This is a genomic window from Gordonia aichiensis NBRC 108223 (assembly GCF_000332975.1).
In the GTDB taxonomy this organism is placed as follows: Bacteria; Actinomycetota; Actinomycetes; order Mycobacteriales; family Mycobacteriaceae; genus Gordonia; species Gordonia aichiensis.
The window spans coordinates 208,830-221,136 of sequence record NZ_BANR01000007.1; the positions used below are offsets into that span (position 1 = coordinate 208,830).

Sequence of the window (12,307 nt, forward strand, 5' to 3'; positions counted from 1 at the left end):
CACGCAACTCGCCGGTCACGCCAACAGCCACGCGATCACGGCGATGACCGGTATCGAGACGATCGTGGTGAGCAGCGCGGTGTCGCGCGCGAGCACCTGACCTCGCCGATACCGCGTCGCGTAGACCAGCACGTTCTGCGCCGTCGGCAGCGCGGCGATCACGACCTGCGCGAACAGCGTGTGCCCGGACTCCCCGAACCCCCACCGTGCGATGACGTACACCAGTGCGGGCATGACCAGCATCTTGAGCACCGTCGCCAGCGCGACTTCACGGCGAGGACTCTCTCCCTTCTTGAACAGTGGCACGCCCGTCAGCGACATCCCGAAGGCCAGGAGGGCGGCGGGCACCGACGCGTTGCCGAGCATCTTCATCGGCTCGACGATCGCCGTGGGCGGATGCCAACCGATGACCGAGACCACCACGCCGATCAGGCCGCCGATCACGATCGGATTGGTCAGCGGGAGTCGGAGGGTGTCGCGCAACGCCGACGTCCCCGAGGTGCGTTCGAGGGCCGTGACGTCGAGCACGCCCAGAGCCAGTGGCGAGTAGATGAGGATCTGGAACAGGAGCAACGGAGCGATGAACGACGCGTCGTCGAGCACGAAGATCGCGATCGGCAGGCCGAGATTGACGCTGTTGACGTACGACGACGAGAGGGCTCCGATGACCAGTTCCGGGATCTCGCGGCGTCGCAACACCGTGCGGGCCACCAGCACGTAGAGCGTCCCGATGGCGAACGCCGAGGCCCCTGCGATGACGAGGGTGGACGAGAAGATGACCGACAGGTCGGAGGTCACCAACGACGTGAACAGCAACGCGGGCGTGCAGACGAAGAACACCAGCCGCGACAGCACATCGTGTGCGTGCTCTCCGAGGATTCCGGTTCGACCCAGGACGAATCCGACGGCCACCAGGATGAAGATGACGGTGAAACCGGAGACGACGCCTGACACTCGAACGAGTGTATGCAGTCGGACTTGCGGCCCCTTCACTAAACTGGCGGCAGCATTCGGTGACCGCAGGCCCCGAAGGCATGCACGGTTGCCAGAGAACACGGTCGGTGCGGCGATGATGCCGACAGCGAATCGCAGAGAGGCGAACACAGATGTCCACTCCGTACGGAGACTCGAACACGCCGGACCCACAGCGTCCGGAGAGCACCCCCGCCGGCCACGAACCATCAGACTCCGCATCCGCGGGTGCGGGTGCGCATGACCCGCGCTCGACGCCGGGAGACGATGCGACCTCGCTGATCAAGCGGCCCAACGCAGCGGGCTCGTCGCCGTCGGGCTCGACACCCCCCGGGGATGGCGGGGCCCCGGAATCCCCGACGACCAAGTTCGATCCCGCTGCGTACGGAACACCGTCACAGGGCGACTCGACGTATCAGCCACCTCAATACGGTTCGACGCCCGACTACGGATCCAGCAGCCAGACGCCTCAGTACGGTTCGACGCCCGACTACGGATCGAGCGGCCAGGCACCTCAGTACGGTTCGACGCCCGACTACGGATCGAGCGGCCAGGCGCCTCAATACGGTTCGACGCCCGAGTACGGCACCCCACAGGGATTCGGCCAGTCCGCGGGCGAGTCGGCGTACGGCCAAGGCGCACACGGACAACCCTCGTACGGCGAACAACCGGGCACGGGGCAGCCCGGCTACGGTCAGCAGGACTACGGTCAGCCCAACTACGGTCAGCCGTCCTACGGTCAACCTGCGTATGGCCAGCCCGCCTACGGCCAACCCGCCTACGGTCAGCCGGCGTACGGGCAGCCGGGCACGGGCTATCCGCCGGCCGGCCAGTCGACCAACGGTTTGGCGATCGCGTCGCTGGTGACGTCGATCCTCGGACTCTTCTGCTGCGGAATCCTCTCCGTGGTCGGCATCATCCTGGGCGTCGTTGCCAAGAGGCAGATCAAGGACTCCAACGGAACGCAATCGGGCGACGGGCTGGCGACCGCCGGCATCATCATCGGCGCCATCCTGGTGGTGATCTGGGTGATCTACTGGATTCTCGTCGGCGCAAATGTTGTGCATATGAACTTCGGCGACACCACGTACTGACCCTGCGTCGGCGGGACAAGGGGCAGCGGAACGGCGTCGTTTTGGAGCTTGCCCGCCTGACCGGTAGTCTAGAGAGGTTGCGTGCCGCGCCCGAGGGCTGCGTGGGACGCCCATGCCGGTCGACGCCGCACTGAGCGGACGGGCGACCCGAGGACACCAGTTCCTGACGGACATGAAGGCACAAGTCCGCGAGGACACGAAGAACCAGTCCGCAAGGACACAGTAGAGAAGGGCACAACCATGGCTGTACCGAAGCGCCGGATGTCGCGGGCCAACACCCGCAGCCGTCGTTCGCAGTGGAAAGCGGACAACCCCGCGCTGCAGGAGGTCAAGGTGAACGGTGTCGCTCAGCGCATTCCGCGTCGTCTGGTCAAGGCAGCGCGCGCTGGCATCATCGATCTCGACCGCCGCTGATCGCGACATAACCTCAGCGACTTAATCCAGCACAACTGCCGCAACGTCTCAGACGTTGCGGCAGTTGTGCTGTTCTGTGCAGGCGTGTCCGTGAAAGCGAGGTGCCGATGCTGCTTCAGATCCTGAACATCGTGGGCATCGCGGTGTTCGCGGCCTCGGGAGCTCTTGTCGGAATCCGCAAGGACTTCGACATCTGGGGGATCGCAACGGTCGCCGTGCTGACCGGTGTGGGTGGCGGCATCCTGCGCGATCTTCTGCTCGGCATCACCCCGCCCGCATCGCTGGAGAACTGGGTCCCGGTGACGACCGCCTTGATCGCGGCCCTGGTGACCGTGATCTTCCACCCGTCGTTCGCGCTGCTACGACGCACCATCGTCGTGCTCGACGCGATAGGTATGGGCCTGTTCGCAGCCACCGGCGCCAGCATCGCCATCGACCACCACGCGCACGCCTTCGCGGCGACGCTCATCGGGATGCTCGCGGCCATCGGCGGCGGCGTGCTGCGCGACGTTCTCGCCAACGAGATCCCACTCCTGCTGCAACCAGCCGACCTCTACGCGGTGCCCGCGCTGGTCGCCTCGGCGGTGGTCGCCGTCGGGCGAACCTATTCCGAGCTGCCGTCGCAGGTGTGGGTGATCGCGGGCCTCATCGTCGGCGCACTTTTCCGCGTGGTGGCCTTCTTCCTCGGGTGGCGGTTGCCCATGGCGCCGCGTGGTCTCGGGATTCGGCACACGCGGACCACACCTCTCGACAATGATCCGGAGCGGGACGAGCCGGCCTGACGACTGTGCCATGCCTGCTCGCCCGAGTGCGGTCAGAGTCCTACTGCGCGATGAACTTGTTTACCAGTCGGTTGAGTGAGTTGGGGATGAACTTCGCCGCGTTGCCCAGGAAGAGCGTCTGGGTGCCGACGGAGTAGCTCGTGCGATGAAGTCGGAGATCATTCTTGGTGGGGTGCACCGACTCCCAGATCTTGTCGGCGACCTGCTCGGGGGTGATCCGCACGCCGAGCGTCTTGGTCGACTTCGCGTCGTTGGCGGCGAGCGCGGTCTTGGCCCACAGCGGCCAGATGCTCACCACGCGGATGTCGTCGGGCTCCCACTCGAGTTCGAGCGCCTCGGTGAGTCCGGCGACGTAGAACTTGCTGGCGCTGTACGTGGCTATGCCGGGTTGCCCGTAGATGGCCGACGCAGACGCGATGTTCACCAGGTGCGCTCCAGGGGTCTTCTTGAGGTACTTGTGCGCGGCCTGGGCCCCCAGTGTCACGCCGAGGGCGTCGATGTCGATCTGGCGGCGCACGGCGTCGGGCGAGATGTCGGCCAGCTTGCCCTCGGTGAGCACACCCGCATTGTTGTCGAGGACGTCGAGCGTGCCGCCGGTATGCGCAGTGAAGTCGGCGAGAGCGTCCTCCCACTCCTTGGGATCGCGGACGTCGATCTTGCCGGTGATGAAGTCGGGGTGGTTGGCCTTCACCTTGTCGAGCGCGTCGTTGTCGACGTCGTACACGCCGACCGTCCAGCCCTCACGTGCGAATCGCTCTGCTGTGGCCAGGCCGATACCCGCTGCGCCACCTGTGATGAAGATCGATGCCATGCTCTGTCCTAACCCTTCTGGCCTGCGCGTATGTCACGCCAACTCAAACTTACTCGTCAGTATAGTTTCGCAACTTGTTTACTAGGTCACACCCTGGTGCTATCTTGACAATAAGCGTTGATATGACATCGAATGTTGTCACTGTAATACCGATCCGCGAAGTAGCCGCACCGCGCTGCCGGAGGATCGCCACAAGCAAGGTCACCAGGTCCCGCCGACGGCGGAGATGGGAGTCGAGCAACATGACCGCAGCAATGGATCGCACCGATCCCACAAGCGACGTCGTCGACAACGTCGTCAGCATCCGTGACGAGGGCGCCGACGCCGTGTCCGAGCGTCTCCTCGCCTCTGCGGCACGCCTCTCGCGTAACGCGATGACCGAGATCGACTGGAGCCTCCCGATGGACCCGGAGAAGTACGGGTGCAGTCCGGAGTGGTCGTCGCTCTACGGCACGCAGTACTGGGACGAGATGACCGAGGAGCAGCGCATCTCGGTGACCCGCCACGAGTTCGCGTCGATCATGAACATCGGTATCTGGTTCGAGATGATCCTGCAGGAGATGGTGGTCCGCGATCAGTATCTCGGCGCCTATCACAGCCCCGAGTTCCAGTTCGCGCTCACCGAGATCGCCGACGAGTGCAGGCACTCGATCATGTTCGCCAAGGCATCGGAGAAGATGGTCGGCACCTCATACAAGCCCACCAGGTTCGTCGGCAAGCTGGGCAAGCTCTTCAAGGCGACCGCCAAGAACGAGGTCGCCTACGCCGGCATCCTGGTCGCCGAGGAGGTGCTCGACGTCTTCCAGCGCGGCTGCATGCGTGACGAGCGGGTCCTGCCGTTCATCCGGACCGTCAACGAGATCCATGTGCTCGAGGAATCGCGTCACATGAAGTTCGCGCGCGAAGAGGTGCGCGAGTCCATGAAGGGGATCGGCTGGTTGCGACGCCAGTTCAGCGCGCTCTACGTGGCGCTCGGCGGCTACTTCATCGTGTCGAGCCTCGTCCAGCGTCAGGCGTTCGTCGACGCGGGACTCGACGCCGACCGCGCCATGGCCGAGATGAACTCGAACTCGCACTTCCACTCCATGATCCGCAGCAGCTGCGCGCACCTCATGGAATTCCTCGACGAGGTCGGTCTGCTCACCAAGCCTGCCGCGCACTACTACCGGAAAGTGCACATGCTCTGATGTTCGTCATCACCCAATCCTGCTGCAGCGACGCGGCATGTGTGTCCGTGTGCCCGGTCAACTGTATTCATCCGACGCCGGAGGAGCGCGGGTTCGGCACCTCCGACATCCTGCACATCGACCCCGAGGCGTGCATCGACTGCGGTGCGTGTGCCGACGCGTGTCCCGTCGACGCGATCTTCCCGGCCGAGAACCTCGGTACACGTGACAAGGTCTTCATCGAGATCAACGCCGACTACTACAAGAACAACCCCGACGTGAAGTCGGGCTGGTCTGACGTGGTGTATCCCGAGATCCCCAAATTGCCTGCGGGGCTTCGGGTTGCGTTGGTGGGAACCGGACCGTCGGGCGGCTACGCGCTGCGTACGCTGCTCGACCGCACCGAGGCGTCGGTCACGGTGATCGACAAGCTGCCGACACCCGGCGGCCTGGTGCGTGCGGGTGTCGCCCCCGACCATCCGGGCACCAAGGGGGTGCTGCGCGGCTTCGACCTGCTCTACCGCGATCCGCGCGTCACGATGGCCACCAACGTCGAGGTCGGCGAGGGCGAAGGACAGATCACGCCCGCCGAGCTCGCCGAGCACTTCGACGCGGTGTTCTACGCCGTGGGTGCGAGTGAGTCACGGCGCCTTGGCATTCCGGGTGAAGACCTGCCCGGATCGACGTCGGCGACAGAGCTCGTCGCCTGGTACAACGCCGTTCCCGGTGCCGATGCTGCTCCGCCGATCCGACGCTCGACCGACGCTGATCCCGCGAGCGGGCGCGCCGTGATCGTCGGAACCGGCAACGTTGCGCTCGACGTCGCGCGAATCCTGGTGTCCCCGCCGGAATTGCTCGCCACCACCGACATCGCCGACCGTGCGCTCGACATCCTGCGTCAGCAGAACGTCCACGAGGTGGTGCTGCTCGGACGTCGCGATCAGGCGCACGCGGCCTACACCTCGGCCGAGTACCGCGCGCTGTCGACGATTCCCGGCGTCGAGGTTGTCGTCGTCGACGATGCCGACGGCGCGGGGGTGCCCGACCTGACCGGGCCCGCCGACCCCGACAATCGTCGAATCGTGTTCTTGTTCCACAGCACTCCCGACGAGATCCTCGGTGACGAGCGCGTCGAGGGCGTGACCGTCACGACCGGCGGAAAGACCCATCGGATCGACGCTGATCTCGCGGTGCGCAGCATCGGATACCGTTCGGTGCCGATCGGCGGACTCCCGTTCGACGACGCGCGTGGACTGTTCCCCAACGTCGACGGCCGGATGCTCGACGACGCGGGTGAGATCATCCCGGGCTCGTACGTGCTCGGGTGGGCCAAGCGCGGACCCAGTGGCGGCATCGGGGCGAACAAGAAGTGCGCCCAGTTGACGGTCGAGGACTTCATCCGCGATGCAGTCGACGGCAAGCTGGTGCGCACCACGCGCCAGCCCGGTGAGTTCACCTCGTTGCTGCGCAAGCGCACTCGTCACATCATCGGCTATCGCGGCATCCGCGCGATCGATCGGATCGAGCGTCGACGCGGCTCCGAGCAGGGCCGCCCGCGAGTGAAGTTCACCCGCGTGGGCGACATGGTCGGCGCGGCGGGCTGGCGTAAGAGGTAACCGACGGGCGTTTGCCGCAACGGACGTGGGTGGTGCTCGTCCCGGGTCTGCGTGTCAAGTGTGCTCGCAGATGTCAGTCGGGCTTCGCGGCGTCGAGTTGCTTGGTCTCGGACTCGACGGTGCGCAGGCCGAGCCCCTCTTCTTCGGGGAGCAGCTCACGCTCGCCGGTGATCGGATCGGTCTCCTCGAGCGGCGGTACCGGCTGACCGTCGAGCACGAGTTTCATTCTCTCCTTGTCGAGTTCGCCTTCCCACGCCGCGACGACGAAGGTGGCGACGCAGTTGCCGATCAGGTTGACCGATACCCGCATCGAATCCATGATCCGGTCGGCGCCGAGCAGCAGCGCGACGGCCGCAACGGGAATCGATCCGTGGCCGATCGCAGAGATCGTCGCGGACAGGGCCAGGAACGACGACCCGGGTACTCCCGCCATGCCCTTCGACGTCAGCATCAGTACGAGCATCGCGGTCAACTGCTCGCCGAGACTCAGGTGTACGCCCATCGCCTGCGAGAGGAACAACACGCAGATCGACAGATACAGCGTCGCGCCGTCGAGGTTGAACGAATAGCCGGTCGGGACGACGAGGCCGGTGGTCGAGCGTGAGCACCCCGCGTAGGTCAGCTTGGTCATGATCCGGGGAAGGACAACCTCGGTGGAGGCGGTGCCGAGCGCCACGAAGAACTCGTTCTTGATGAAGAGGAAGAACTTCCACAGGTTGACCCCGGCGAAGATCCGGACGATCGCCGCAAGTACGAGGATGAACAGCACTGCGGCGAGATAGCAGCACCCGATGAGCTTGCCGTAGCTGCCCAACGACGAGATGCCGTACTGGCCGATGATGTAGGCCATCGCGCCAAATGCGCCGAGCGGGGCGAGCTTCATGATCCAGCCGATCATCGTGAAGAAGATGTGGCTCGACTGGTCGACGAATCCCAGGACGATCGGCGCCCTGTCGCCGATCTTGGCCAACGCCAGACCGAACAGCACCGCGAAGAACAGCACCTGCAGCAGCTCGTTCTCGGCGAACGCGGAGATCGCCGACGTCGGGATGATGTTCATCAGGAACTCGACGGTGTGGGGGAGTTCGCCGTTGCTGGTCTTTTCCGCGACCGCCTCGGCACCCGTTGCGAGTGTTTGCGGGTTCACGTCGAAACCGGCGCCCGGCTTGACGAGGTTGCCGATCACCAGGCCGAAGATCAGTGCGAACGTCGTCACGGCCTCGAAGTAGATGAGTGCCTTGATCCCGATGCGGCCGACGGCCTTCATGTCGCCGACGTGCGCGATGCCCAACACCACGGTGCAGAAGATGATGGGCGCGATCAGCATCTTGATGAGCTTGATGAAGCCGTCGGCAAGCGGTTTCAGGCCGGATCCGAAGTCGGGCCACACGGCGCCGATCACGATGCCCGCAACGATGGCCACGATCAGCCACGTGAACATCGACTTGTACCAGGGAGTCTTGGTGTGCCCGGCGGGAGCGTCGGGGAGTGCAATGTCTGTCGTCACCGCGCAAGTGTCGGACAAGTCGGATTCGTCGTTGTGAGCCAACTGTTGCGCCTTGGTAAACGTTTGCGATCTGCATCCGCGAATTCAACGAACCCGCGTCACGATGTGGCGGGTATTCCGCGCGTTGCTCAGCGGTCTCTCAGTCGAAGTGGATAAGACTGTTCACATGCGCATTCTTGTTGTCGACGACGACCGGGCGGTTCGTGAGTCGCTGCGCCGGTCGCTCACCTTCAACGGATACACCGTCGACACCGCGGGTGACGGTATCGAAGCGCTGGAGAAGATCGTGGCCGAGCGGCCCGACGTGGCCATCCTCGACGTGATGATGCCTCGGCTCGACGGCCTCGAAGTATGTCGTCGACTCCGGTCCACCGGCGACGACCTGCCCATCCTGGTGCTGACGGCTCGCGACACGGTTTCCGAGAGAGTGTCGGGCCTCGATGCGGGCGCCGACGACTACCTGCCCAAGCCGTTCGCTCTGGAGGAGCTTCTCGCGCGGTTGAGGGCACTGTTGCGTCGTGCTGCACCCGACGATGACGCCGATTCGGAGGCGATGACCTTCGCCGACCTCTCGCTCGACCCGGTGACACGCGACGTCTCGCGCGGCGAACGTCAGATCAGCCTCACCCGCACAGAGTTCGCGCTGCTCGAGATGCTGATGGCCAACCCCCGACGTGTGCTCTCCCGTAGCCGCATCCTCGAGGAGGTGTGGGGCTACGACTTCCCGACGTCGGGTAACGCGCTCGAGGTGTACGTCGGCTACCTGCGACGCAAGACCGAGGCCGACGGCGAATCACGATTGATCCACACGGTCCGCGGCGTCGGCTACGTCCTGCGAGAGACGCCGCCGTAGTGCCATCGGTGCTTCGCCTGCGGCTCGCGCGGGCATGGCTGCGAATGCGACCCAAGGGCGAGATGCGCGACCCCATGCCGCTGACCAGGCTGGTCTCGTTGCGTCTACGTGTGACGCTGCTGTCGGCGACGGTCGTGCTGGTCTCGGTCGGACTGATGGCGGCTGCCGCCTACTTCGTGGTCTACCGCGCGATGTACAACGAGGTCGACAATCAGCTCGAGAGTCGTGCCGACGGCATGACCGCGCTTGCGAAGATGGGCACGCTCAACGACCGTCCCGAGGCGCTTGTCGCTGGAACGGTGTTCTCCACCAATATCTCTCTCGCGCTGGTCAAACCCAGCGGCCAGACCTATCTGGTCGGATCGGTGCCGTTCGAGGACGTGGAGCGCAAGATCGCGCGCTCACCGTCGAATCCGGGAAACAACCTGCAGAGTCTGCGGACGGTGAACAACCAGCGGGTGCTCGCACGCAAGCTCGACGACGGCAACACCCTGATCCTCGCGCAGAGCCTGCTGCACACCGATCGTGTGCTCAAGCGGCTCGCGTGGGTGCTCTTCGTCGTCGGATGCGGCGGCGTCGCACTCGCGGCCGTCGCGGGTACGACGGTGGCGCGCGCGGGTCTACGCCCTGTCGCGCGGCTGACCCGTGCGACCGAACGGGTGGCACGTACGCAGGACCTCACGCCCATCCCCGTCGCGGGCAACGACGAATTGGCGCGTCTCACCGAGAGTTTCAACACCATGCTGCACGCGCTGGAACAGTCGCGTGATCAGCAGGCGCGGTTGGTGGCCGACGCCGGACATGAACTGCGCACACCCCTGACCTCATTGCGCACCAACCTCGAATTGCTCATGGCAGCAAGCGAACCCGGCGCGCCTGCGGTGCCTGCGTCGGACATGATCGAACTGCGCTCCGACGTCATGGCACAGATCGAGGAGTTGTCGACGCTGGTGGGTGATCTCGTCGACCTCGCGCGCGAGGACACCCCCGAGGTGGTGTTCGAGGAGGTCGACCTCGATGAGCTCGTCCAGACTGCGCTCGAACGTGTACGTCGACGCCGCGCCGACGTCGAATTCGAGGTGCACCTCGAGCCGTGGTTCGTCTTCGGTGAGCAGCACGGACTCTCGCGTGCGGTCGTCAACGTCCTCGACAACGCGGCCAAGTGGAGTCCCCGCGGGCGGTCGGTGTTGGTGACATTGCGCCAAGTCGATACGGGCGCGGCAGAATTCGCTGTCTCCGACGCCGGTCCGGGAATCCCGCCGGAAGACCGTGAGCTGGTCTTCGAGCGGTTCTACCGGTCCACACAGTCGAGGTCGATGCCCGGCTCGGGGCTTGGTCTCGCGATCGTGCGCCAGGTCGTCGACCGGATGGGCGGCAGGGTCCGCGCCGACCAATCGGGTCTCGGCGGCGCGCTGATCACGATGACACTGCCCGGCCGTCCGACTCCGGCGGAACCTTCACCGAAGGTGATTCGTCAATAGTTTCGAGAGACGACACGTCGGACCCATCGCCTACGTATCTCGGCAGACGGTCCCATAGTGTTGAGCCACAAGTGAAGGCGTCGGGCGAGAAGCGGGCCCGGCATCGAGAATCGGTCGAGGAGCCCGTGGTCTGGCAAGCGCCGCGGTCTCCACAAGGCAAGTCTGAACAAGGCAAGGAAGAAGCACGACGATGACAGGTGGAGGCCCGTTCGGGGGAAGTCCGTACGGAAACGATCCGCAGACGGGCGGTTTCCCCGCCTACGGCGCGGGTCGCGGCGACGGCGGGCAGCAGCCCGGGTACGGCGCCCCACCCACGCAGCCGTACTACGGACCGCCCGCGGGCCAGCAGCCCGGTCAGCAGGCGTGGAGCGCGGCCGGGTCCCCGGATCAGGAGGCGTCGCACGGCGTGTTCGGTCAGGAATCCGGCGGATCACCCCAGCCCTCGGGACCGCAGAAGAAGTCCCGCGGTGGACTCATCGCCGCGCTCGTCGGCGGTGCTCTGGTCATCGGTCTCGTCGCAGGCGGCATCGGCGGGGTCGTCGGCGCGAAGGTTTCCGACGACGATTCGACGTCGAGCAGTTCGGCTCCGCTCGGCGGCGACCCGAACACCGGTAGCGGCAACAACGAGCCCGCGGCACCTGCGGGCTCCATCCAGGAGGTCGCCGACAAAACGCTTCCGTCTGTGGTGTCCATCGACGTGATCAGCGGCTCGGAGGCCGGTGAGGGTTCCGGTGTCGTCCTCAGCGACGACGGCGTGATCATGACCAACAACCATGTGGTCGCCGGGACCTCCGGCAACGCCCGCGGGTCGCAGATCCAGGTGAACTTCCAGGACGGTTCGCGTGCCGCGGCCCGGCTGGTCGGCGCCGACTCGATCTCCGACATCGCAGTGATCAAGGTCGACAAGCGAGGTCTCACGCCGATCAGCGTCGGAACGTCGAAGAACCTGGCCGTCGGGCAGTCGGTCATCGCGATCGGTGCGCCGCTCGGTCTGCAGGGCACGGTGACCACCGGCATCATCAGCGCGCTGAATCGTCCCGTGTCGACCTCGCGTGAAGGCGGCACGACGTCGGTCATCGACGCCATCCAGACCGACGCCGCGATCAACCCGGGCAACTCCGGTGGCGCGCTGGTCAACGCGCGCGGTGCGCTCATCGGCATCAACACCGCGATCGCGTCACTCGGGGCATCCGAACAGCAGCAGAGCGGCAGCATCGGCCTCGGTTTCGCCATCCCGATCGATCAGGCCATCCGCGTCGCCAACGAACTCCAGAAAACCGGCAGGGCAACGCACGCCAGCCTCGGGGTGTCGGTGCGGCCCAACAGCCCGGCGAGCACACCAGGTGCCGTTGTCTCCGACGTGACGGCCGGTGGGCCCGCTGCACAGGCGAACATCCCCAAGAATGCGATCGTGACCAAGCTCGACGACCGCAACATCGCGTCGGGCGATGCGCTGGTCGCGGCGGTGCGCTCCCATGCGCCCGGCGAGAAGGTGACCGTCACCTATGTGGCGGATGGGCAGAGCCGAACCGCGTCGGTGACGCTGGGAACCCTTACGACGAATTGATCGGTGTCGATCGACTGCAGTGCGATCTGCCACCGACCGATCAT

The 12,307-nt window shown here is 65.4% G+C and carries 11 protein-coding genes; 8 read left to right on the plus strand and 3 right to left on the minus strand.

Translation table 11 applies throughout. The features are described from left to right. Positions 1 to 15: 15 nt before the first annotated feature. On the minus strand, positions 16 to 954 hold the full coding sequence (locus GOACH_RS11145; protein WP_005174569.1) for an AEC family transporter: 939 nt from the start codon (positions 952 to 954) through the stop codon (positions 16 to 18). Between the two features lie 152 nt (positions 955 to 1,106). Between GOACH_RS11145 and GOACH_RS11150 the strand changes: the two genes are divergently transcribed. The 3 genes from GOACH_RS11150 to GOACH_RS11160 all read left to right on the plus strand — a co-directional run bounded on the left by GOACH_RS11150 (position 1,107) and on the right by GOACH_RS11160 (position 3,262). Continuing rightward, complete coding sequence (locus GOACH_RS11150) at positions 1,107 to 2,066, plus strand: DUF4190 domain-containing protein (RefSeq protein ID WP_005174578.1); 960 nt, start codon at positions 1,107 to 1,109, stop codon at positions 2,064 to 2,066. A gap of 240 nt (positions 2,067 to 2,306) precedes the next feature. Beyond that, positions 2,307 to 2,480, plus strand: a complete 174-nt coding sequence (gene rpmF, locus GOACH_RS11155) for a 50S ribosomal protein L32 (protein ID WP_005174583.1) — start codon at positions 2,307 to 2,309, stop codon at positions 2,478 to 2,480. Positions 2,481 to 2,587: 107 nt separating this feature from the next. Beyond that, positions 2,588 to 3,262 (plus strand): trimeric intracellular cation channel family protein, encoded by a 675-nt coding sequence (locus GOACH_RS11160; RefSeq protein WP_005174585.1) that lies wholly within the window; start codon positions 2,588 to 2,590, stop codon positions 3,260 to 3,262. 40 nt (positions 3,263 to 3,302) lie between these two features. On the opposite strand, the gene GOACH_RS11165 is transcribed toward GOACH_RS11160, so the two are convergent. Continuing rightward, the gene (locus GOACH_RS11165) at positions 3,303 to 4,073 is read right to left on the minus strand and encodes an SDR family oxidoreductase (RefSeq protein WP_005174587.1); all 771 of its coding nucleotides are present in this window, start codon (positions 4,071 to 4,073) and stop codon (positions 3,303 to 3,305) included. Positions 4,074 to 4,315: 242 nt separating this feature from the next. On the opposite strand from GOACH_RS11165, the gene GOACH_RS11170 reads away from it, so the two are divergent. Continuing rightward, positions 4,316 to 5,260: an AurF N-oxygenase family protein gene (locus GOACH_RS11170; RefSeq protein WP_005174589.1), complete on the plus strand. Its 945-nt coding sequence runs from the start codon at positions 4,316 to 4,318 to the stop codon at positions 5,258 to 5,260. Further along, complete coding sequence (locus GOACH_RS11175; RefSeq protein ID WP_005174591.1) at positions 5,260 to 6,855, plus strand: 4Fe-4S binding protein; 1,596 nt, start codon at positions 5,260 to 5,262, stop codon at positions 6,853 to 6,855. Before GOACH_RS11170 ends, GOACH_RS11175 begins: the two co-directional genes overlap by 1 nt. Before the next feature lie 73 nt (positions 6,856 to 6,928). Here the strand turns inward: GOACH_RS11175 and dctA are convergent, their stop codons facing one another. Further along, entirely contained in the window at positions 6,929 to 8,362 is a 1,434-nt protein-coding gene (gene dctA / locus GOACH_RS11180) for a C4-dicarboxylate transporter DctA (protein ID WP_040518379.1), read from the minus strand. Between the two features lie 166 nt (positions 8,363 to 8,528). Here dctA and GOACH_RS11185 point away from each other — a divergent pair, with 166 nt between their 5' ends. The 3 genes from GOACH_RS11185 (at position 8,529) to GOACH_RS11195 (ending at position 12,263) form a co-directional block, all read left to right on the plus strand. Continuing rightward, positions 8,529 to 9,215, plus strand: a complete 687-nt coding sequence (locus tag GOACH_RS11185) for a response regulator transcription factor (protein WP_005174598.1) — start codon at positions 8,529 to 8,531, stop codon at positions 9,213 to 9,215. 44 nt (positions 9,216 to 9,259) lie between these two features. After that, positions 9,260 to 10,696: a sensor histidine kinase gene (locus GOACH_RS11190; protein WP_052003985.1), complete on the plus strand. Its 1,437-nt coding sequence runs from the start codon at positions 9,260 to 9,262 to the stop codon at positions 10,694 to 10,696. Between the two features lie 190 nt (positions 10,697 to 10,886). After that, positions 10,887 to 12,263, plus strand: a complete 1,377-nt coding sequence (locus GOACH_RS11195; RefSeq protein WP_005174606.1) for a S1C family serine protease — start codon at positions 10,887 to 10,889, stop codon at positions 12,261 to 12,263. Positions 12,264 to 12,307: the final 44 nt, after the last annotated feature.

What these genes read in the sequence shown, in the direction of transcription:
- GOACH_RS11150 (WP_005174578.1), top strand. Translation starts at nt 1,107, where the DNA reads ATGTCCACTCCGTACGGAGACTCGAACACGCCGGACCCACAGCGTCCG.
- rpmF (WP_005174583.1), top strand. Translation starts at nt 2,307, where the DNA reads ATGGCTGTACCGAAGCGCCGGATGTCGCGGGCCAACACCCGCAGCCGT.
- GOACH_RS11160 (WP_005174585.1), top strand. Translation starts at nt 2,588, where the DNA reads ATGCTGCTTCAGATCCTGAACATCGTGGGCATCGCGGTGTTCGCGGCC.
- GOACH_RS11185 (WP_005174598.1), top strand. Translation starts at nt 8,529, where the DNA reads ATGCGCATTCTTGTTGTCGACGACGACCGGGCGGTTCGTGAGTCGCTG.
- GOACH_RS11190 (WP_052003985.1), top strand. Translation starts at nt 9,260, where the DNA reads ATGCGACCCAAGGGCGAGATGCGCGACCCCATGCCGCTGACCAGGCTG.
- GOACH_RS11195 (WP_005174606.1), top strand. Translation starts at nt 10,887, where the DNA reads ATGACAGGTGGAGGCCCGTTCGGGGGAAGTCCGTACGGAAACGATCCG.
- GOACH_RS11165 (WP_005174587.1), bottom strand. Translation starts at nt 4,073, where the DNA reads ATGGCATCGATCTTCATCACAGGTGGCGCAGCGGGTATCGGCCTGGCC.
- GOACH_RS11170 (WP_005174589.1), top strand. Translation starts at nt 4,316, where the DNA reads ATGACCGCAGCAATGGATCGCACCGATCCCACAAGCGACGTCGTCGAC.
- GOACH_RS11175 (WP_005174591.1), top strand. Translation starts at nt 5,260, where the DNA reads ATGTTCGTCATCACCCAATCCTGCTGCAGCGACGCGGCATGTGTGTCC.